At 36.3% G+C, this 23,927-nt stretch carries 16 protein-coding genes; 14 read left to right on the top strand and 2 right to left on the bottom strand.

Translation table 11 applies throughout. The features are described from left to right. Positions 1–83 precede the first annotated feature (83 nt). Positions 84–1,076, bottom strand: coding sequence for an aldose epimerase family protein (locus EG814_RS02825; protein WP_317133034.1), 993 nt, complete (start codon positions 1,074–1,076; stop codon positions 84–86). Positions 1,077–1,237: 161 nt separating this feature from the next. Here EG814_RS02825 and EG814_RS02830 point away from each other — a divergent pair, with 161 nt between their 5' ends. Then, a complete protein-coding gene (locus EG814_RS02830) occupies positions 1,238–2,236 on the top strand; it encodes a GntR family transcriptional regulator (protein ID WP_125718684.1) in 999 nt (332 codons plus the stop codon). A 176-nt stretch (positions 2,237–2,412) separates the two neighbouring features. On the opposite strand, the gene EG814_RS02835 is transcribed toward EG814_RS02830, so the two are convergent. Beyond that, positions 2,413–3,102: an NUDIX hydrolase gene (locus EG814_RS02835; RefSeq protein WP_125718686.1), complete on the bottom strand. Its 690-nt coding sequence runs from the start codon at positions 3,100–3,102 to the stop codon at positions 2,413–2,415. Between the two features lie 574 nt (positions 3,103–3,676). On the opposite strand from EG814_RS02835, the gene EG814_RS02840 reads away from it, so the two are divergent. From EG814_RS02840 to EG814_RS02900, 13 genes are all read left to right on the top strand, one after another. Then, positions 3,677–6,733 (top strand): SusC/RagA family TonB-linked outer membrane protein, encoded by a 3,057-nt coding sequence (locus EG814_RS02840; RefSeq protein ID WP_125718688.1) that lies wholly within the window; start codon positions 3,677–3,679, stop codon positions 6,731–6,733. A gap of 29 nt (positions 6,734–6,762) precedes the next feature. Next, positions 6,763–8,322, top strand: coding sequence for a RagB/SusD family nutrient uptake outer membrane protein (locus EG814_RS02845; protein ID WP_125718690.1), 1,560 nt, complete (start codon positions 6,763–6,765; stop codon positions 8,320–8,322). Positions 8,323–8,442: 120 nt separating this feature from the next. Continuing rightward, positions 8,443–9,447 (top strand): arabinan endo-1,5-alpha-L-arabinosidase, encoded by a 1,005-nt coding sequence (locus EG814_RS02850; protein ID WP_125718692.1) that lies wholly within the window; start codon positions 8,443–8,445, stop codon positions 9,445–9,447. Between the two features lie 54 nt (positions 9,448–9,501). Next, positions 9,502–11,040, top strand: coding sequence for an alpha-N-arabinofuranosidase (locus tag EG814_RS02855; RefSeq protein WP_125718694.1), 1,539 nt, complete (start codon positions 9,502–9,504; stop codon positions 11,038–11,040). 10 nt (positions 11,041–11,050) lie between these two features. Beyond that, positions 11,051–12,673 (top strand): arabinan endo-1,5-alpha-L-arabinosidase, encoded by a 1,623-nt coding sequence (locus EG814_RS02860; RefSeq protein ID WP_125718696.1) that lies wholly within the window; start codon positions 11,051–11,053, stop codon positions 12,671–12,673. A gap of 194 nt (positions 12,674–12,867) precedes the next feature. Further along, positions 12,868–13,809 (top strand): glycoside hydrolase family 43 protein, encoded by a 942-nt coding sequence (locus tag EG814_RS02865; RefSeq protein ID WP_125718698.1) that lies wholly within the window; start codon positions 12,868–12,870, stop codon positions 13,807–13,809. 109 nt (positions 13,810–13,918) lie between these two features. Next, on the top strand, positions 13,919–14,899 hold the full coding sequence (locus EG814_RS02870) for an arabinan endo-1,5-alpha-L-arabinosidase (protein WP_317133035.1): 981 nt from the start codon (positions 13,919–13,921) through the stop codon (positions 14,897–14,899). Between the two features lie 202 nt (positions 14,900–15,101). Then, positions 15,102–17,084: a glycoside hydrolase family 127 protein gene (locus tag EG814_RS02875; protein WP_125718700.1), complete on the top strand. Its 1,983-nt coding sequence runs from the start codon at positions 15,102–15,104 to the stop codon at positions 17,082–17,084. A gap of 39 nt (positions 17,085–17,123) precedes the next feature. Continuing rightward, a complete protein-coding gene (locus tag EG814_RS02880; RefSeq protein ID WP_125718702.1) occupies positions 17,124–18,239 on the top strand; it encodes a glycoside hydrolase family 43 protein in 1,116 nt (371 codons plus the stop codon). A 240-nt stretch (positions 18,240–18,479) separates the two neighbouring features. Beyond that, positions 18,480–20,171, top strand: a complete 1,692-nt coding sequence (locus EG814_RS02885) for a ribulokinase (RefSeq protein ID WP_125718704.1) — start codon at positions 18,480–18,482, stop codon at positions 20,169–20,171. Further along, positions 20,155–20,856, top strand: coding sequence for an L-ribulose-5-phosphate 4-epimerase (locus EG814_RS02890; RefSeq protein ID WP_111284502.1), 702 nt, complete (start codon positions 20,155–20,157; stop codon positions 20,854–20,856). Before EG814_RS02885 ends, EG814_RS02890 begins: the two co-directional genes overlap by 17 nt. 163 nt (positions 20,857–21,019) lie before the next feature. Then, positions 21,020–22,528, top strand: coding sequence for an L-arabinose isomerase (gene araA, locus EG814_RS02895; RefSeq protein ID WP_125718706.1), 1,509 nt, complete (start codon positions 21,020–21,022; stop codon positions 22,526–22,528). 92 nt (positions 22,529–22,620) lie between these two features. Continuing rightward, entirely contained in the window at positions 22,621–23,808 is a 1,188-nt protein-coding gene (locus EG814_RS02900; RefSeq protein ID WP_125718707.1) for an aldose epimerase family protein, read from the top strand. Positions 23,809–23,927 lie beyond the last annotated feature (119 nt).

Here is a 23,927-nt window from a genome sequence, read left to right on the forward strand (position 1 = left end):
TTCACGCTCCCGATAGCTATCGGGATTAAAAGATTTTAGCAGATTCAATTAGATTTTATTTATCTCATCGAATGGCTATTATTTTAATTTAAACTTTCAAATTTATAAAGCGTTTTCTGCGTGTATTCTTCTCCTTTTTTCAAAATAGCATTTGGAAAATGAGCATGATTTGGAGCGTCTGGGAAATTTTGCGTTTCAAAACAAATTCCGCTCTGTGCATTGTAATCTACATTTTCTTTTCCTTTTAGTTTTCCGAAACAATTTCCGCCTACATATATATGTACACTTGGCTGATCGGTGTACACATTCATTCTCAAGTTATTTTTAAGACTGATTAACTGCGCCACAATTTCTGTTTTAGAATTGACTACGAAAGAATTGTCAATAGGAAACGGACAGTTTTTTGGCGTTCTGAAATCAAAATCATGATTCGTTAAATCGGTATAATTTCCCGTTGGAATATTGTCTGGATTTGTTTCCAGCATTTTAGCCGATTTGATAAACATTTGCTGTTCCAGAATATTTGCATCGTGTCCGTCAAGATTAAAATAGCTGTGATGCGTTAAGTTGATAACCGTATCTTCAGTTGAGGTTGCTTTATATTCTAACTTTAATTCGTTTTCTTCGGTTAACGTATAAGTCAAGAAAACGGTCATTTCTCCTGGAAAGCCTTCGTCTAAATGTTCGCTCAAGAGACTAAAAGTAACAGATGGATTTTCTCCAGAAATTACATTCGCTACATTCCAGATTCTTCTTCCAAATCCCATATCACCGCCATGAAGCGTATTTCCGTTATTGTTTTCATCAAGCTTAAATTCGATGTCATTTAGGCTAAAAGCACCTTTATGAATACGTCCGGCATAACGGCCAACGGTAGTTCCGAAATAAGGAGCACTTGGTAAATTATAAGATTCTAAATACGCTTCTATATTATCGAAACCTAAAACCACATCTACCAGTTTTCCGTTTAACGGAATTTGGATCGAAGTTACCGTTGCACCATAATTGATGATCTGAACTTTCATTCCGTTTTTGTTAACGAGATCAATTGAATAAATTTCATCCTTATTAGGCATTAAACCAAACAATTTACAATTAGGATTCTCTTTTAAATGCGATATGTGTTTTATTTCCATAAAAAAATTACCAAAAGTGAAATTCAAAAATAGAAACATTTATTATTTTTGCATACCAGTACCTACCAGTTTTTAATATTAATAGTCAAAATGACTTTATCATGAGCCTTATTTCAATTCAAAATAATATTGGTCTGCCAAAATATAAGCAGATTATTCTTTCAATAGAAAAAGCTATTGAAGAGGGGAATTTAGTTAAAGGTGACAGGCTTCCGTCGGTCAATAAAGTCTGCTTGGCTTTTTCTTTGTCTCGAGATACGGTCTTACTGGCGTATGAGGAATTGAAGAAAAGGGGAATTATTTATGCCATTCCTGGGAAGGGATATTATGTTAAAAGCGTTGAAATCACTATAACTCAGAAGGTTTTTTTACTTTTTGACGAATTGAATATTTTCAAAGAAGACATTTATAATTCGTTTTTAAAAAACATCGGAAAAAATGTTCAGGTCGATATTTTCTTTCATCATTTTAATGTTCAAGTTTTCAAAAAACTCCTAAATGACAGCAATGGAAATTATACCAAATACATTATCATGCCGACGAACTTAAACGATATCGTCGATTCTATAAAAACCCTACCAGTAGGCGACGTAATTATTTTGGATCAGACCAATTCTGAGTTGAAAATGTTTCCGGCGATTTACCAGAATCATCAAAAAGATATTTATGAAGGTTTGATAAAAGGCAAATCCCGTTTGTCAAAATACAAGAAACTGATTTTAATTTTTTCTGGTTTTAGAGAACCTACAGGAATGAAATTGGGTTTTGAATTATTCTGCCAGACGTATGGTTTTGAATATGAAATTATCTCAGATTTCAGCAACCAATCAATTGCTTTGGGAGATTTGTATATTATTCCTAACGATCGCGATTTGCTTTTGGTTATCGAAAATGCGATCAATCGAAATTTAAAACTAGGAGAAGACTTCGGAATTATATCTTATAATGAAACTGCATTAAAGAAAATCGCTGCAAACGGAATTACGACAATCTCAACCAATTTTGAATTGATGGGAAAAATTCTAGCCGATATGATTCTAAAAGGAACAAAAGAGCAGATCGAAAACAGATCTGCTCTTATTATGCGGAATTCTTTGTAAAAATTTTTTTGCGAATAAATTTTTAAACACATAGAAACATAGATTTTTTGAACTTTAAAAAGAGTACAAAAGAAACTAGTTTCCACACATAGCTATGTGCATTTAAAAAAGTGAAACGCCTTATCTCCACAAAGAAAAGCTATGTTTCTATGTGTTAAATAAATATGCGTTACAGCTTACAAATTCAGAACAAAATCGTTAAGTAATTTTTCTTCATATTTCTCTTTATTAAAAGTATATAAATAAGAACCTTTGCGAGAAGACTGCATGTCTTTTTCGTCTAGTTTATTTAAGATTTCTAAAGAGTTTATTTTACTGATGAAATTTCTTTTATCCAATTCTTTGCTCAAAATTGCTTCGTATAATTCTAAAAGCTGACGCATGGTGAATTTCTCTGGAAGTAATTCAAAACCAATTGGTTTTACAGAGGTTTTGTATCGAAGTCTTTTAATTGCGTTTTGCACCATTTCGTTGTGGTCGAAAATTAAGTTTGGCGCATCGTTAATTGGGAACCATTCTGCATGATAATTCTGAATCAATTCTGCATTGTGATTTTCTATATTAATTAAAGCAAAATAAGAAACCGAAATGGTTCTTTCTACAGGGTCACGATCAATTTCGCTGTAAGCATATAGCTGCTCCATGTAAATATCGTTAAGACCTGTATATGTATTTAATATTCTAGTTGCGGCAGCATCTAAAACTTCATCGCGTTTTAGAAATCCTCCAATCAAGGACCATTTTCCTTTTTCAGGCTCAAAATCTCTTTGAATCAGAAGGATTTTCAAGCCCTCATGATCAAATCCGAAAATGATGCAGTCTACCGCTAGTAAAACTTTATCAGCAGAGCTATAACTGTTTAGCATATATAATTAATTTGGATGGGTAAATATATGAACTTCCTAAAAGCTTTCATAATTTATTAATGTAGATTTCACACTTACATAATTAACTGCTCAAATGTATAGTTAAAAAAGTAACTTTTTACATAAAAATAACATACAAATATTCTTTTTAAGATTTTTTTAAGAAAAAAACAGGACAGTCAAGGATAGTTTTTTGCAAAAAAGCTTCTGTTTAATCAAAATTGATCTGAAATAAACAATCTTTTACCTACAAAAATATCTATTTTTTCAATTCAAAATACTAAAAAACAGATTATTTGTATTTTTTTTTGATTGATGTGTTTTTTGATTAAAAAACGACTTTTTCATTAAAAGTGTATTTTTTACACAATTAAAACTTAAAAAAGGGCTGTTTTTTTGAAAAAACTATGAGTTTTTAAATGTTAATTGAACACTTAATTTGCGATATGTGTTTTTTTTCTGCTCTTTTTTTGTGATATTAATTTGTTTACGTGGTTTTTTTTTAGTTAAATTTACAAATGTAAGATTAACACTTATTAACTTAAAACCACTAACCAATCTTAACTAAACCATTATGATTACAAAACAAAAATTACTTTTGTATTGCAATTTTCTATTGCCAAAAAAGAACTGGATTTTAGCAGTATTGATGCTGTTATTTTCTGCCAATCAATTGTCTGCTCAAGGCAAAACGATAACAGGAGTTGTAACATCGGCACAAGACAATCTTCCTTTGCCGGGTGTAAACATTATTATAAAAGGAACCAAAACAGTTACTACAACTGGATTTGATGGAGAGTATTCGATTAAAGCCTCACCAAATGATGTTTTAGTTTTTTCATTTATAGGATTTCAGAACAAAGAGATAGTTGTAGGAAGCCAGTCTAAAATTGATGCGGCTTTAGGCGAAGATACCAATAAGCTTAATGAGGTAGTTGTTATTGGTTACGGAACTCAAAAGAAATCGGACTTAACGGGTTCTGTAAGTGTCGTTAATTTAGAATCGGCTAAAAAAGTAGTGACTTACGATGCGGCCAAAATGCTTCAAGGGCAAGTACCAGGTGTTACGGTTCAATCTTCGGGAGAACCAGGAGGTTTTGTCAATGTAAAAATTAGAGGGATAACTTCATTTAGTAACAACAATCCATTGTTTGTAATTGACGGAATTATGGTTGATTCTCCATACGATTTTGCTCCAGGAGAAATAGAATCGATGCAGGTTTTAAAAGATGCTTCTTCGGCTGCTATTTATGGTGTTCGCGGTGCAAATGGTGTTGTAATTATTACAACTAAAAAAGGCAGACAAGGCAAAATGGATATTAAATTCAAGTCGATTGTAGGTCTTCAAAACGTGGCTAAAAAGTGGGATGTTACAGATCGTTTAGGATATCAGAAAATCACAAGCGAGGCGGAAAGAAACAGAGATATTAGAGCAGGAGTTCCTGTAAGTATTGCTCCAGGAAACGACCCAAATAGTCCATCTTATATATCAAATGTAAATACAGACTGGCAAAAAGAAGCTTTTCAGACGGGGGTTGTGCAAAATCAAGCTCTTACATTTACTGGTGGTGCAGAAAGTATCGCGTATAGCTTTAATGTAGATTATTTTAAAAATACAAGCTACATCAAAACGCCTCAGGACTATGAGAGATTATCGACCAATTTAAATTTAAACGGTAAAAAAGGAAGATTTAAATACGGTGCGAAAATAGCGTATACGCAATCTGACAAAGAAATTTTTAACGAATACAATGCAGGACAAACTGTTGTAAGTGACATCTTAGGAGCGGTTCCGACTATGCCAGTTTACGATGCCAACAGACTTGGAGGTTACGGAGGTACAGACAACTTGACGCAAAGAGCTATTTCTATGAACCCAATTGGGTACAACAATTTAATTGACAACAACGGAAAAAGAAATCGTTTCATTGGAGACGTTTGGGGAGAAGTTGAAATAGTAAAAGGTCTTAAATATAAACTGGATGTAAGTTATGACAGAACAGACTGGGAAAACAGAAAATTTATTCCGCCAAGTGATTTAGGATGGTATTATATTACTACAAATGATGAAGCTTCTCTGGATGTTGAAACTGGAAATGAGTTAAGAACATTCTTAAATAACATTTTAACTTATGAAGTTACATTAGGCAAACATAAAATTGATGCTCTTGCGGGTTGGATCCAAGAAAAAAGAGATTATCACAGATATAATATGAGAGGTGTAGGTTTTACTCCAAACGACATTCCGATGCTTCAGTATGCTGATGCTAGAAATGCATCTGAGTATAAATTTACAATTACAGGAGTATCTTATATCAGCAGATTGAATTATTCTTATGATGACAGATATTTAGTGCAGGGTAACTTTAGACAAGATAAAACATCTCTTTTTAGCGAAAAAAATAACTCAGCAAACTTTTACTCTTTTTCAGGAGGATGGAAACTTAGCAACGAAAAATTTTGGACATTGCCTGAATGGATAAGCAATATTAAACTTAGAGGAGGTTATGGTACATTAGGAAACAATACTATTTCGCAATATTTCTTTGCTTCGACAGTAAACAGTTTTGCAGGATATGATTTTAATAATGAGCTTGCACCTGGAACAACGGTAGTAGCTGCTCTTGACCCAAATGTAAAATGGGAAAAATCGATCAACTCCAATGTTGGAATCGAGTTAGGATTCTTCAATAATGATTTACAGTTTACGGCTGAATATTTCATCAAAAAATCAGATGATTTATTATTGGGAGTTCCTCTGCCGTTTTCTACAGGAGCATTTCCAGCAAGTGTAACAACAAATGCAGGATCGATGAAAAACTCAGGAGTAGAATTTACAGCGTCTTACAGCAATCACCATCATAAATTTAAATATGATATTTCGGCCAACTTTGGAACACTTAAAAATGAAGTGACTAAAATCGGTGTAAACGGAAATCCTATTTATGGAGCAGTTTCTAAAACAGAAGTAGGAAGATCGGTAGGAGAAATGTTTGCTTGGGAAGCGATTGGAATTTTCCAGAATGCGGCTGAAGTTGCGTCTTCTCCAACACAAACTGGCGCGGCTCCTGGAGACATAAAATTTAGAGATGTAAATGGAGACGGAGCTATAACTGATGCTGATAGAACTTTTCAAGGCGTAACCATTCCTAAATATGGTTTCGGATTTAATTTTAGTGCTTCTTATTCCAACTTTGATTTCTCCATGTTTTGGCAAGGAGCTGGTGGAAATAAAGTATTTAATGCCATGTACCGCAACTTAATGATTGGTCAATACACCAACCATCATACAGACGAATTAAATTATTGGACACCAACTAACACCAATACCAATATTCCAGCTCCAGTTATTGGAGATCCAAATGGAAATGCTAGAGATTCAAACAGATTTATTGAAAGCGGTGATTATTTGAAATTACAGACAATGGAAATCGGTTACAACATTCCGATTAAAGATAAATTTATTGAAAAAGCTAAGGTTTACCTAAATGGTCAAAACCTGTTAATTATCTCTAAATACAAAGGATACGATCCTGACTTTAACAGTGACGGATTGCTTTCAAGAGGATATGATGCAGGATCTTTTCCAAATCCGAGAACAATTTCTTTAGGAGTAGAAGTGAGCTTCTAAACCAGGTCTAACCATTAAAACGTATTAAAATGAAATCTAAAATATTTAGCTATATAACCGTTTTCCTTTCACTAGCCTTGGTTACAACAAGCTGTGTGGATAACGAAGATCTGACACAACTAGATCCAAATAATGATGCAGTCGATAACTTTTGGAAAACAGATGAAGATGCACTGCAAGGTGTAAATGCGGCGTACGGAAGTTTATTGACAGATGGAACGTATATGAGAAGCACACCATTATTGTTGGATGTAAAAGCAGATGATTCTCGTACAAATAGTCCGTGGGGTTCTATGTACAACGTTGGACATTTCAATTCGAATGTGGCAGATCCTGCCATTTACGGATGGGCATACGAAACGTATTATCAAGGTATTTACCGTGCCAATCAGGTATTAACAAATGTTCCGAACATTGAAATGGATCAGGCGTTGAAAGACAGAATAATAGGGCAGGCTTATTTTTTAAGAGGTTTATATTTATTTCACGCCGTAAATTTATTTAAGAATGTGCCTCTTCCGACAGAATTAGCGGTTTATTATCCTCAAAAAACACAAGAAGAAGGCTGGGCGCAAGTTATTGCCGACTTTAAAGCGGCAGCAGAATTGCTTCCAAATACTTATGTTGGAATTTCAGGATTAGACGCAGGACAGAAAGGGCGTGCTACAAAAGGTGCAGCATTAGGATATTTAGGAAAAGCCTATTTGTTTACCAAAGATTTTGCTACTGCTAGAACAACTTTTAAGCAAGTAATAGATTTAGGCGTTTATTCATTAGTAAGCAACTATCGAGACAATTTTACAACAGCAAACGAAAACAATTCAGAATCTCTTTTTGAAGTGCAATTTAGTAGAGATGCTGGAGGAGTTGATTTAGGATGGGGAGGCGCTCCTGCTTCTGGCTGGGGAAAAACTTCTGCAAGAGCCATTACTTACGCTCCACGCGCTTTCGGTTGGACCGACGTGCAGCCAACATGGGCATTATTTAATGAATTTAAAGAAGAAAAAACAGTATCTGGCGCAGACGATCCGCGTTTAGAAGCTACTATTTTCTACAACAAACCAGGCGGAATGCAATTGTATGGAAAAGATTTTGCCACATTCTATGCTTCAAGCCCAGCCGATTTAAACGATTTATTCTGTAGAAAATACCAAAACTCTGACGGACAATTTGCAGACGAATACGATTGGCGTTCAGGAATCAACGAGCGTTTATTACGATATGCCGATATTCTTTTAATGTATGCAGAATGTTTAAACGAAACAGGAGATACTCCAGGAGCTTATACTTACATTCAAATGGTAAGAAACAGAGTCAATCTTCCTGATTTGGCAACGACAAAACCAGGAATGAGCCAAGCACAGATGAGAGAACAGATTGGCCACGAAAGATTTTTAGAATTCCCTCTTGAAGGACACCGTTTTGATGATATCCGCCGTTGGGGATGGCTTCAAGATCCAGCTAAATTAGCTTGGCTGAAAGCAAGAGATGCCGAATTTAATTCTTATACAGCAGGAAGAGAATATTTCCCAATTCCGCAATTAGAAATGGATAATAACCCGGGAACTATCCAAAACGACAGTTACTAATATTTATTTGAGTTAGTTAAATACTTAATATCATGTGAAGAATTGCCGCTTCACATGATATTATGCCTTAGAATTGGAATACAAGAGAAGTAATTTTTAACAGTAACTAAATTATATACAATGAAAACAATAATAAGTTTGGTTTTATTAGCAGTATCATTAGGGAGTTGTCAAAATGAAGATATTGTCCCAACAGAGGAAGCAGCAGCAGCTGTAAATGCTCAGGATTCACAGGTTATCAATTCGACCGCTAAAACAGTCGGCGGAAATGTGCCCTCGCACGATCCGAGTACGATTGTAAAAAGTGGCGTTAATTATTATGTATTTACCACTGGCGATAATATTCCAGTTACTTATTCAAGAGATTTAATCAACTGGTCATGGGGAACATCAGTATTCTCATCAACGCCAAGTTGGATTACAGGGTATGTTCCAGGATTTACAAAAACGTTCTGGGCGCCAGATGTTGCTTGGTTTAATAACAGATGGAATATGTATTATTCTTGTTCGACATTTGGTTCTGCCACTTCAGCAATCGGATTGGTTACATCGCCTTCAATTTCGCAAAGTGCAGGAACAAACTGGACAGACAGAGGAGTTGTGGTTTCGTCTTCATCAGCCTCAGACGTAAATGCTATAGATCCGTCTATTTTAGTGGATGGTTCAAATGTATACATGGCTTATGGTTCTTGGCATGCCGGAATCGGAGTTATTCAAATTAATCCTTCAACAGGAAAAACAACAGGAAGCAGAACCATTGTTGCAGGCGGAAACGGTGCATCTTGGGAAGCTCCTTGTCTAATTAAAGAAGGAAGTTATTACTACATGTTTGTAAATCGCGGCACTTGTTGCAACGGCGTAAACAGTACCTATTACATTGTTGTCGGACGCTCTACAAGTCCGTTCGGACCTTTTGTAGATAAAAATGGAGTTTCTTTAAAAAGCGGAGGCGGAACAACCGTTTTGGCTTCACAAGGCAATTACATTGGGCCAGGACATTTGTCGAGAATTACAGGAACGCAAAAAGGAGCCGTTCATTATTACAACGCAGCCGATAACGGAAATCCAAAACTCGAAATCGTATATTTTACATGGTCATCTGGATGGCCAACACTTTCTTATTAAAAAAATTAAATTCAGAGGAAAGTTTTCGGGCTTTCCTCAAAAACAAAAACCACTATGAAAAAAGCACTTTTAATCTCATTTCTTATTACGTTTTGTAGTCAGTTGAATTTCGCGCAGACGACAATAACCATTAAAAACACAGCCGATGCTCCAACAATTGACAAAAATATTTATGGTCATTTTGCCGAACATTTAGGTCGTTGCATCTACGGAGGATTTTTTGTGGGAGACACTTCGAAAATTCCAAATACAAACGGAGTAAGAAATGATATTGTAAAGGCTTTAAAAGAATTAAAAATTCCAAATTTAAGATGGCCTGGAGGCTGTTTTGCTGATACCTACCACTGGAAAGACGGAATTGGACCTCAAAACGAAAGACCAACAATTGTAAACAAATGGTGGGGAGGTACAACAGAAGACAACAGTTTTGGAACACATGATTTCCTTAATATGTGTGAGCTATTGGGAGCAGAACCTTATTTATCTGGAAATGTGGGTAGCGGAACGGTTCAGGAATTAGCAGACTGGGTTCAGTACACCAATTTTGGAGGCAAAAGTCCGATGAGTGATTTGCGTGTAAAGAACGGTAGAAAAGAACCATGGAAAGTAAAATACTGGGGAATTGGAAACGAAGCTTGGGGATGCGGAGGAAATATGACCGCAGAATACTACGCTGGCGAATACCGTAAATACGCGACTTTCATGTCAGACTGGGAAAACACTGGCGGAATTACAAGAATTGCTTCTGGCTCAAACAGCTCTGATTACAACTGGACAGAAGTTTTAATGAAAGGCATTCCGTTAAATATGTTAGGCGGAGTTGGAGTTCACCATTATGCTGTAATTGACTGGGGCAAAAAAGGAAGCGATAGAGAATTTACAGAAGAAGGTTATTTCAAAACCATGCAGTCTGCTTTAAAAATGGAAGAATTGGTAACGAAACATTCGGCTATTATGGACAAATACGATCCGGAGAAAAAAGTAGCCATGATTGTAGACGAATGGGGAGGTTGGTATGAAGTAGAAAAAGGAACAAATCCGGGATTCTTATACCAGCAAAATACTATGCGTGATGCTGTTTTAGCGGGCGCAACATTAAACATTTTCAACAATCATGCAGAACGTGTTCGTATGGCAAACTTAGCACAATGTGTAAATGTTTTGCAAGCCGTAATTCTTACCGATAAAGCTAAAATGATTACAACACCAACCTATTCGGTAATGAAAATGTACGCGGTGCATCAAGATGCGAAACTATTGCCAGTAAGCTTTCAATCGCCTTTATATACGTATAATGGAGAAACACTTCCAGCAGTTTCAGCATCAGCATCAAAAGATAAAAATGGAGCAGTTCATATTTCTTTAGTGAATGTAGATGCCAAAAACAAAAACAAAATCGAAATTGATGTCAAAGATTTAGGAGCTAAAAACTTTATAGGAACGATAATTACATCAGGAAAATTACAAGATTACAATTCATTCGAAAATCCAAACAAAATTGTTCCAACAGCTTTTAAAGGTTTCGAAAACAAAAAAGGAAAACTTGAAATCACAATTCCTCCTTTCTCAGTAGTTGTTTTAGAAGGAAAATAAATTTATAAAGATGAAAAAATCCAATTTCATTCTCCAAACAGTTTCGTACATCGGACTCTTTTTTGCGGTACTTATTGCGGTAAGCTGTTCCAAGGATGACCCTGCACCTGAAGTAGGAGGGCCAGATCCAGTAGAACCGCCTGTTGTGGTGCCGCCAGTATTTCCAGGCCCGACTTACGCCGATAATTATACGGCATTTGCAAGTTGGGCAAGCAGATCGCAATGGAATTTAGCCAACGTGCACGATCCTTCAGTTGAAAAATCGGGAGAATATTATTATATGTATCAAACCGATGCTTCATACGGAAACACGCACGACGGCAACGGACATTTTTTCTACAGAAGATCAAAAGATTTAATCAATTGGGAATTTATGGGATCTTCAATGACCACAGCTCCGGCTTGGGTAAAAGATTCATTAAATAATAAAAGAGCCAGAATGAATCCGGCGCTTCCTCCAATCGAAAATCCAAATTATGGCTATTGGGCGCCGTGTGTTCGAAAAGTGGGAAATAAATTTAGAATGTACTACAGTATTGTAGTTACAAATCCAATTGTCGGAACAGACACCAACACGTCTTGGTCGGAGCGTGCTTTTATTGGTTTAGCCGAAACAGATGATTTGGCTTCTAATAATTGGGTCGACAAAGGAATGGTAGTTTGTTCTGAACCTGACGGTGTAAAAAGCTACGTTAGAAACGGAGGAAACGATTGGGATGCGTATTTTAAATTCAACGCCATCGATCCGAGTTTTATTGAAACGCCCGAAGGCGAACAATACTTAATTTACGGTTCTTGGCATTCTGGAATTGCGGCTTTAAAACTTAATCCGGCAACTGGAAAACCAGACAAATTAAAAACAATTGACGATTACGGAATTCGAATTGCAGGTCGCGGAAATGTAAACACAAATCGTTGGCAGGCGCTTGAAGGTCCAGAAATTATCTACAATCCAGACACACAATATTACTATTTGTTTTTGGCTTATGACGAATTATCGGTAGCATATAATACACGTGTAGCGCGTTCCAAAAACATTCTTGGACCTTACGTAACCAATACGGGAATGAGTATTACCAACGGAGCAGAATGTTTTCCGTTAGTAACACATCCATACCAATTTAAAAATCATACCGGTTGGGTTGGATTTGCGCATTGTGCAGTTTTTCAAAACCCAACAACCAAGCAATGGTATTATGCTTCTCAAGCGCGTTTGCCAGAAGGTGTTTCTGGAATCGCAGTTTCAAATGCGGTTATGATGGGACATGTCCGCGGCATTCAATGGACAGAAGACGGCTGGCCTGTAATTGAACCAGAACGTTATGCGGGAGTGCCGACAACGACTTTTGCAGAAGGGAACTTGGTAGGAACTTGGGAACAAATCACAATGAATTACCAATACAAAACCATGCAGAAAGCGGTTACTATTTTTCTAACAGCTGACAAAAAAGTTAGCGGAGACATAACAGGAACTTGGTCGTATGATGCAACCAAAAAAATCGCCACCATAAACGGAGTAAAATGCAACGTAGTCGACGCTTGGGATTGGGAATCGGCAACCAGAAAAGTAACCTTAACCTACACAGGAATCAACAGCGCAGGATTAGCCGTTTGGGGCAAAAAAGTGAATTAAAAATATAGCCACAGATTTCACAGATTAAAAGGATTTTAAAATCTGCTAAATCTTAATAATCTGCGAGAGAAAAATAGCCACGAATTCACGAATTAAAATGATTAAAAATTTGTGTAATAAAAATAACCGCAAATTTCACGAATTGTAATTTGGTAAAATTCGGGAATTCGTGGCGAAAAAAAAAAATAATGATAATGAAAAACCTATTTACAAGCTTTTCCATTTTGTTTTTATCGATAGCCACTGCGCAATCGATAAAAACAAACAATCCCATTATCACCGATAAATATAAAGGAGATCCAGCCGCATTGGTTTACAAAGACAAAGTATACTTGTATGCAGGTCATGATGAAGCGCCAAACGATTTTAATTTTTATAAAATGAATGAATGGCTGGTCTATTCTTCTTCAGATATGAAAAAATGGGAATCGCACCCGGTGCCACTAAAAGTAACCGATTTTAAATGGGCAAAAAGTGACGCTTGGGCTTCGCAGGTAATCGAAAGAAATGGAAAATTCTATTGGTACGTTACGGTTGAACACGGTACAATTCCAGGAAAATCAATTGGAGTTGCGGTTGCAGACAATCCGCTTGGACCTTTTAAAGATGCATTAGGAAAAGCATTAATCACCAACGATATGACCAAATTCAGCGATATAAGTTGGGACGATATTGATCCGACAGTTTTTATCGATGATGACGGACAAGCTTATTTATTTTGGGGAAATACAGCCTGTCATTATGCTAAATTAAAAGAAAATATGACGGAAATCGACGGAGAAATTCATCACGTCAAACTCCCAAATTTCACCGAAGCGCCGTGGATTCACAAACACAAAGACAGGTATTATTTGTCGTATGCGTATGAATTTCCAGAGAAAATTGCCTACGCCATGAGCAAATCAATAACTGGTCCGTGGGAGTTTAAAGGAATTCTAAATGAATTAGCAGGAAACAGCAACACGAACCATCAATCGATAATTGATTTTAAAGGACAATGGTATTTCATTTATCACAATGGAGCGTCAAAGCCACATGGAGGTAGTTTTAGAAGATCAGTTTGTGTCGATAAATTATTTTACAACAAAGACGGAACGATGAAACGTGTGGTGATGACATCTGAGGGAATACAGTAAAAAGTGTTCAGTGTTCAGTTTTTGAGTGTTCAGAATTAGCAAATGCAGCTTATATGATCTAATAAAGTTTCCAGATAAAGCCAAACTTAAATTTACTTACATCACTTATATGGTTTACAAAAACATAAAACAGGCAATCACATTTCTAATGATGTTGACAGCGTCGGTATCGTTTGCGCAGGATATTGTCGTTCACGATCCCGTTGTCATCAAACAAAAAGACACGTATTATCTGTTTTGCACCGGTAATGGAATCAGTGTTTTCAGTTCAAAAGACTTAAAAAAGTGGAACAAAGAGGCACCCGTTTTCAAAGACAAACCAGTTTGGGCGGATGGTGTTGCAGCCGATTTCAAAAACCATATTTGGGCGCCAGATATTTCGTTTCATAACAATCAATATTATCTGTATTATTCGGTTTCCGCTTTCGCGAAAAATACGTCGGCAATTGGCGTTGCAATCAATAAAACATTAGATCCAAAAGATAAAAACTACAAATGGATCGATCAGGGAATTGTCATTCAGTCACATCCAAATCGCGATATGTGGAATGCCATTGATCCGAATTTAGTTTTTGACGAAAACAATACGCCTTGGCTTTCTTTCGGTTCTTTTTGGGAAGGATTAAAATTAGTAAAACTAAATCCGGATTTAAAATCAATTGCAGAACCGCAAGAATGGCATACGATTTCAAAACGAAAAAGAAGTTTCGAATTAGCTGATTCAGACCCAGGCGATGGCGCGCTCGAAGCTCCATTTATCTTTAAGAAAAACGGTTATTACTATCAATTCCTTTCTTGGGATTTATGCTGTCGCGGAGAAAAAAGCACCTATAAAGTCGTTGTTGGAAGATCAAAAAACGTAACCGGACCTTATTTGGATAAAGAAGGAAAACAGCTCGATCAAGGCGGAGGAAGTTTAGTCGTTCAAGGCGACGAAAATTACTTCGGCGTAGGCCACAACAGCGCATATACTTTTGACGGAAAAGATTATATGTTTTACCACGCTTACGAAAAGAAATCCAACGGAACACCAAAATTAGTAGTCAAAGAAATGCAATGGGACGCCGATTTATGGCCAGTTTTGAAATAAATAAAATTAAGGCCACAGATTTAGGGATTAAAAAGATTAAAATAAATCAGCTCAATCTGCTCCCGATAGCTATCGGGACTGCGGGAGAAAATATAAACGCATACTATGTTTTTTACATAAAATGAAATGCCTTTAAAGAAAAGAAAAGCTATGATTCTATGTGTTTAAAAAATAATTACATCGAATAACTCATTATAAAACAATGAAAAAATACAACTTACCAATTTTAACGATTTTCATCTCGCTTCTGGTTTTAGTTTCCTGTAAAGAAACCAAAAATGATGTAGTACAATCGACTAAAACTTCGGCCTTAAAAGCAGGTTACGAAATAGAACCGGTTAACATTCAGAATGTAAAATTGACAGATTCTTTTTGGTTGCCCATTATTAAAAGAGTGCAGGAAGTTACAATCGAATATGCGATTCAGAAATGTAATGAAGAAGGCCGTTTTGAGAACTTTTTAATTGCTGGAAAACAAAAATCAGGAACCGTTCGCGGAGAAATGCCTTTTGATGATACCGATATTTATAAAATTATCGAAGGCGCATCGAATACTTTAATCTCAGCACCAAATCCGAAATTGGAGAGAGTTTTAGATTCGCTAGTTGCGATCGTAAAAATTGGTCAGGAAAAAGACGGTTATTTAACAACATGGAGAACTATAAATCCAGCAAAACCGCCTGCAACTTGGGTTCCTGTTATTGAAGGAAAACGTTGGGAATCTTTACAAATTAGCCACGAATGCTACAATGCAGGACATTTAATCGAAGCGGCTATTGTACATTATGAAGCAACAGGAAAAAGAAATTTTTTGGACATCGCCATCAAAAATGCCGATTTATTAGTCAAAACGTTTGGCGAAAAACCAGATCAGATTAGAGGCGTTCCAGGGCATCAAATTGTAGAAACAGGTTTATTGAAATTGTATCAGATTACGGGTAAAGAAGATTATCTGAAACTGGCAAAATATTATTTGGACAATCGAGGCAATCCAAACGATCATAAATTATATGGAGAATATGCACAAGATCATATTCCTGTAATTCAGCAAAATGAAGTGGTCGGCCACGCCGTAAGAGCGGTTTATATGTACGCAGGAATGACTGATATTGTGGCTTTAGCCAAAGATAAAAGCTATGAAAATGCTGTAAATAATTTATGGAAAAACATGGTCAATAAAAAAATGTACATCACTGGCGGAATCGGTTCAAGACATGACGGTGAAGCTTTTGGAGTAAATTACGAATTGCCAAACCTAACGGCTTACAATGAAACCTGCGCTGCAATCGGCGATGTATATTGGAATCACAGACTGCACAGTTTATACGGAAAATCGAAATATTTTGATGTCATCGAAAGAACCATGTACAACGGATTAATTTCGGGAATTTCGCTTGACGGAAAACAATTTTTCTATCCAAATGCTTTAGAATCTGATGGCGTTTATAAATCTAACAGAGGTTCTTGCACGCGTCAGGCTTGGTTTGACTGTTCTTGCTGTCCGACGAATCTGATTCGTTTTATTCCGTCGATTCCGGGATTGATTTATTCGAAAACTAAGAATGATTTATATGTGAATTTATATGCTTCAAACGATGCTTCTTTCACTTTAGGAAAAACCGATTTACAGATTTCGCAACAGACTTCTTATCCTTGGAATGGGAAAGTTGGCATTTCAGTTAATCCAAAAAAAGAAGCCAAATTCACCATTAAACTTAGAGTTCCAAGTTGGGCAAGAAATGAAGTTTTGCCAGGCGATTTGTATACCTATAAAAAAGCTTCAACTCAAAAACCAACGATTTCTGTAAACGGAGAAGTTTTAGCAATCCAACCTGAAAATGGATATTTCAACGTAACCAAAAATTGGAAAAAAGGAGACAAAATCGCGCTTAATTTCCCAATGGAAGTTCAAGAAGTTGAAACGAATTTGAAAGTAGCAACGAACAAAAATAAAGTGTCTTTAGAATACGGACCAATTGTGTATGCGGTTGAAGAAGTAGATAATAAAAGCAATTTCGATAAAATCGATATCAGCGCAAAAGATACTTTCCAAGTAAAAAAAGAAGCCAATTTATTGAATGGAGTTAATGTAATTGAAACCAATAAATTAAAAGCAATTCCGTATTACAGCTGGTCAAACCGAGGCGTAAATAAAATGAAAGTCTGGATTGATTTTAAAGACTGATTCCTCACAAATAAATTTAATTCAACAAACCGATATAACATGCAAATAAACCTATTAAAAAATCTGGCACTTTTAGCCGTTGTTTTTGTAAGTGTCTCTTCCTGTACAGATAAAAAAGCAGAAAAAAAGCTTTCTAAAGAAGAAGTGACAACGACAAAAACAACCTTAACCAACAAACCTATTGTGTTGCAAAGAGCAGATCCTTTTATCTACAAGCATACAGATGGGTATTACTATTTTACAGGGTCGGTACCAACCTACGACGCTATAGAGTTAAGGCGCGCAAAGTCTATTGATGAACTTCAAAATGCGGAAACCTTTAGGGTATGGGAAAAACATAAAAGCGGACCAATGAGCCGTCATGTTTGGGCTCCTGAAATTCATTATTTAGATGGAAAATGGTACGTGTATTTTGCAGCAAGCCAAGAAGACGATATTTGGAGATTAAGACCTTATGTTTTGCAGTGTACAGGTCAGGATCCTTTGCACGACAAGTGGATTGAACTTGGGCAAATGCAGGCAGCCGACGCAGATCCAAAAAGCTTTACCGATTTTTCTCTAGACGGGACTGTATTTGAGCACAAAAATAAACGCTATTTCTGTTGGGCAGAAAAAACAGGCGGACAGTTTGCAGCTTCTAATTTGTATTTAGCCGAAATGGAATCACCCATAAAACTAAAGACGGTTCAATTCATGCTTACGACTCCAGATTATGATTGGGAGCGTGTAGGTTTTTGGGTAAATGAAGGTCCTGCGGTTATTAAACACAAAGGGAAAATTTACATTACTTTTTCGGCAAGTGCTACTGGTTCTTGTTACAGTATGGGAATGATGGAAGCAGACGAAAATGCTGATTTATTAGATAGAAATTCTTGGAAAAAATCCAGATATCCAGTATTAAAAACCAACGAAGCAAAACATATTTATGGGCCAGGGCATAACTCTTTTACAGTAGATGAAAACGGAGAACCATTAGTAATTTATCATGCAAGAGATTACGAAAAAGCTGTTGGCGATCCAAAAGTGGTACCTGCAACAGATAGAAGACCGCTGAAAGAAATTATTGCAGATCCGTTATACGATCCTAATCGTCATGCGAGAATGATGAAATTAAAATTTGATAAAAACGGTAGGCCAATATTTGAATTTAATTAAAATTCCAAATAAAATCAATACGATTTCCAGCTTGTTTTCTCACTGTTTTGAAGATTAAGATGAAATAATCGCAAAAGAATAAATGTAATGTTGACATTTATCTTTGGTTTTAAGCTTAAAGCCTTGTTTTGATGCATTTTTTATAAAAATTAAATACCAAAACCATATTAAGTGTTTTTTGTACACTTATAAAATTATAATCTTTATATTTGTCAATTATTTAACCAATTTAATTTAGAAATGAAAAATTACGTAATAGGATTGGACTACGGAACAGATTCTGTTCGAGCGGTGCTTATTGACGCAGAAAATGGACAGGAGCTTGCATCGAATGTTTCTCATTATAAAAGATGGAAAAACAAACAATATTGTGACGCTTCTATAAATCAGTTTCGCCAGCATCCTTTGGATCATATTGAAGGATTGGAAATTACAATTCAAACCGTTATTAAAGAAAGTAAAGTTGATCCTTCGTTAGTAAAAGGAATTTGTATTGATACAACAGGATCTTCTCCAGTTCCGGTTACGAAAGATGGAACGCCATTGGCATTGACAAAAGGTTTTGAAGAAAATCCGAATGCGATGATGGTTTTATGGAAGGATCATACTTCAATCAACGAAGCAAACGAAATCAACGAATTGGCCGTAAGCTGGGGCGGAGAAGACGTTACAAAATATGTAGGCGGAATTTATTCGTCTGAATGGTTTTGGGCAAAAATTCTTCACATTGCCAGACAGGACGAAGCGGTTAGAAATGCAGCACACACTTGGATGGAGCATTGCGATTTAATGACGTATTTGTTAATTGAAGATAAAGATTTAAAAACCTTCAAAAGAAGCCGTTGCGCAGCGGGTCACAAAGCGATGTGGCACACCGACTGGAACGGATTACCGCCAGTTGAATTCTTAGAAAAATTACATCCGTATTTGGCACAACTTCGTGGCAATTTATACGATGAGACTTATACTTCAGATTTATCAGCTGGAAAATTAAGCAAAGAGTGGGCAGATCGTTTAGGACTTTCGACAGAAACAATTGTCGCTGTTGGAACTTTCGACGCACATTCTGGAGCAGTTGGAGCTAAAATCGAAGAGAATGCCTTAGTTCGTGTTATGGGAACTTCAACTTGTGATATTCTAGTTGGTTCTTATGATGAGGTGGGAACAAAAACCGTTCGCGGTATCTGCGGACAAGTTGATGGATCTGTAATTCCGGGCTTTATCGGTTTAGAAGCAGGGCAATCTGCTTTTGGTGATTTATTGGCTTGGTACAAAGAGTTATTAATGTGGCCGACAGAACATTTATTAGGTTCTTCTTCTGTTTTAAACGATGCTCAAAAAGAACAATTAAGAGAAGAATTTAGCGATAAATTGATTGTAGAATTGACAAAAGAAGCGGAGAAAATTCCAGTTTCAGAAAGTCTTCCAATTGCTTTAGACTGGATCAACGGACGCAGAACTCCAGATGCGAATCAGGAAGTAAAAAGCGCGATTTCAAACCTTTCTTTAGGAACAAAAGCGCCGCATGTTTTTAAAGCTTTAGTAAACGCAATCTGTTTTGGAGCGAAGAAAATTGTAGACCGTTTTGAAGAAGAAGGTGTAAAAATCGATAGCGTAATCGGAATTGGCGGTGTAGCTCGTAAATCTCCTTTTATCATGCAGACTTTAGCGAATGTTTTAAATAAGCCAATTAAAATTGCAGCTTCAGACCAGACTCCGGCTTTGGGCGCGGCAATTTATGCAGCTGTTGCAGCTGGAATTTATCCAAACGTAATTGAAGCAAGTCAGAAAATCGGAAGTGATTTTGACGGAGAATATTTCCCTCAGACAGATAAAGTAGAAGCATATCACAAACTGCTTTTAGCTTACGAACAATTAAGCGCTTTCGCTGATCCAACAATTAAAATTTCTCAAAATGAGTTCTCTTTATAAAGATTTAAAACAAGAATGCTACGAGGCCAACATGCAGTTGAATGCATTGAATTTGGTGGTCTATACTTTCGGAAACGTAAGCGCCGTGGATAGAAAAAATGGTGTTTTTGCCATTAAACCAAGCGGTGTTCCTTACGAAGATTTAAAACCTGAAGATATCGTAATTGTCGATTTCGACAATAATGTTATTGAAGGAACGATGCGTCCGTCTTCAGACACAAAAACGCATGCTTATTTGTACAAACACTGGCCAAATATTGGCGGAGTGGCTCATACGCACGCGACCTATTCTGTGGCTTGGGCACAATCGCAACAAGATATTCCGATTTTCGGAACAACACATGCCGATCACTTAACAGCGGACATTCCGTGTGCGCCCCCGATGGCAGATCATCTAATTGAAGGAAACTACGAACACAATACCGGAATTCAGATTTTGGATTGCTTTAAAGAAAAAAATCTTTCTTATGAAGAAGTAGAAATGATTTTAATTGGAAATCACGGTCCGTTTGCATGGGGAAAAAATGCTGCAAAAGCGGTTTACAACAGTAAAGTTTTAGAAGTTGTAGCAGAAATGGCCTACTTGACTTTACAAATAAATCCAAACGCACCAAGATTAAAAGATTCATTAATAAAAAAACATTACAACCGTAAACACGGAAAAGATTCGTATTACGGACAGTAAGATTTTGTTTCAGGTTTTCTTTGTTTCAAGTTTCAAGTTGTTGGAGCGTGAAACTTGGAACGTGAAACTTTAAACAAATAAAACAAAAATAAACAATTCAAGTTTTTTCAGATTCCAACCAACTTGAAACCTGAAACTTGAAACAAAATAAACAAATAAAGACATGATTGATATCTCTCAAAAAGAAGTTTGGTTTGTAGTAGGAAGCCAGGAATTATACGGTGAAGAAACACTTAGAAAAGTAGCAGAACATTCACAGATAATCGCAAAAGGATTAGACGCTTCATCTAGTATTCCAGTAAAAGTGGTTTATAAAGATGTAGTAAAATCGCCTTCGCAGATTTTAGACGTTTGTTTAGCAGCAAATTCAGCTAAAAACTGTATCGGAATTATCGCTTGGATGCACACTTTCTCTCCAGCAAAAATGTGGATTGGCGGGTTAAACATCCTTAAAAAACCATTATGCCACTTGCATACACAATACAATGCTGAAATTCCGTGGGGAAGCATCGATATGGATTTCATGAACCTGAACCAATCTGCTCACGGAGATCGTGAATTTGGTTTTATCATGTCAAGATTGCGTAAAAAACGTAAAGTTGTGGTTGGACATTGGGAAGATCAAAGAGTTCAAAAACAATTAGGAATTTGGTCTAGAGTGGTTTTAGGTTGGGATGAATTACAAAATTTAAAAGTAGCTCGTATTGGTGACAATATGCGTGAAGTTGCCGTAACAGAAGGCGATAAAGTAGAAGCACAAATTCGTTTCGGAATGTCAGTTAACGGATACGATTCTTCAGACGTTACTAAACATATCGAGAAAGTAACAGATAAACAATTAGCTGATTTATTAGCGGTTTATGAATCTTCATACAACTTAACCGATTCTTTAAAAGAAGGTGGAGCGCAAAGAAGTTCATTAGTAGAAGCAGCAAAAATCGAATTAGGATTAAGAGCTTTCCTTGAAGAAGGAGGTTTCGGAGCCTTTACAGATACATTTGAAAACCTTGGAGTTTGGAAACAATTGCCAGGAATTGCAACACAAAGATTAATGGCCGATGGTTATGGTTTTGGTGGAGAAGGAGACTGGAAAACCGCTGCCATGGTAAGAGCTTTAAAAGTAATGTGTATTGGTTTAGAAGGTGGAACTTCTTTTATGGAAGATTACACCTACCATTTCACACCACAAAAATCATATGTTTTAGGATCGCACATGTTGGAAATCTGTCCATCAATTGCTGACGGAAAACCTTCTTGCGAAGTGCATCCATTAGGAATTGGAGGAAAAGAAGATCCGGCTCGTTTGGTATTTAATTCGCCTGCGGGAGACGCAATCAATGTTTCTTTGGTGGATATGGGAACTCGTTTCCGTTTGATTGTAAACGAAGTTACAGCGGTTAAACCAATGGCAGAATTACCAAAATTACCAGTGGCACGTGTTCTTTGGGATTGTAAACCAAATTTAGAAGTGGCCGCAACAGCTTGGATTTTGGCTGGTGGAGCGCACCATACGGTTTATAGCCAGTCGATCACAACAGAATTTATGGAAGATTTCGCCGATATCGCAGGAATTGAATTGTTAGTTATTGACGAAAGAACTACTGTAAGAGACTTTAAAGATAAAATAAATGCAAATGAAGCTTATTTTCATTTGTTTCAACATGGATTGTAGGTAGAGGTTCAAAGGTTCAAAGTGACAAAGGTTCAGAGTTTTTTGTTACTTTTAACGAATAACTTCTAACATTTAACTTTAAAAATTCAATTATGAATGTATTAAAACGTAGTGTCTTTATTTTATCCCTATTGGGTTCGGCGATAATATTTGTTCAATGTAAAAGCGATAAAAAAGCCGATACAGAAAAAACAGAAACTGCTGATGCAAAAGCTTCGGTTACGATTGCAAAATCGGAATACGGAACAACGGCAAAAGGAGAAAAAGTCGAGAGTTATAAACTGAAAAACCAAAACGGGATGGAAGTAGATATCATCACTTTTGGGGGAAGAATTACCGATTTGAAAGTGCCAAATAAAGAAGGTGTTTCAGAAAATGTTGTAATTGGTTTTAATTCTTTGGCGCAATACGAAAAAGAAAATCCGTTCTTCGGAGCTTTGATCGGAAGATACGGAAATAGAATCGCTAAAGGAAAATTTTCGCTTGACGGAAAAGAATATCAGTTAGCAATTAATAATGCTCCAAATGCCTTACATGGTGGGCCACAAGGCTATTTTAACGTAGTTTGGAAAGCTGATGAGGTTAAATCTGGCGATTCTGCTGTTTTAAAACTTTCGTATTTAAGTAAAGATATGGAAGAAGGTTATCCTGGAAATTTACAAGTTTTTGTGACTTATACTTTGACAAACGATAATCAATTAGAAGTTTTGTATGAAGCGACAACAGATAAGAAAACGGTTGTGAATTTGACACAACATTCTTATTTCAATTTATCAGGAGATTTTACAAAAACAATCTTAGATCACGAATTGACTCTAAATGCAGATAAATTGGTTCCAGTTGATGCGACTTTGATTCCAACAGGAAAATTAGAAGATGTTGCGAACACGCCTTTCGACTTCAGAACTCCAAAATTAATTGGAAAAGACATCAATGCTAAAAACGAACAATTAGAGAGAGGAAAAGGTTATGATCACTGTTGGGTATTGAACAATCCTGAAAAAGGAAAAACAATTATTGCAAAAGTATACCACGCAGCAAGCGGAAGAGTTATGGAAATGACAACAGACGAACCTGGAATTCAGTTTTATTCTGGAAATTTCCTTGACGGAACTTTACCAACCCGCGACGGAAAAACATACGCACACAGAACGGGATTATGTCTGGAAACAGAACATTATCCAGATTCTCCAAATCAGAAAAACTTCCCAACAACGGTTTTAAACCTGGGAGAAAAGTATAAAACGAAAACGACTTTTAAATTTTCTGTAAAGAAATAATTTTAAAATCTGTTAATTAGTTAGTATTTCTAAAAACCTCGAAAGTGATTTGCTTTCGAGGTTTTTTGTTTAAAGATTATCTTACAACTAAATTTATTTACATTACTTCTTATATTTGA

Origin of the sequence: Flavobacterium ustbae, from assembly GCF_003946915.1 — a bacterium.
In the GTDB taxonomy this organism is placed as follows: Bacteria; Bacteroidota; Bacteroidia; order Flavobacteriales; family Flavobacteriaceae; genus Flavobacterium; species Flavobacterium ustbae.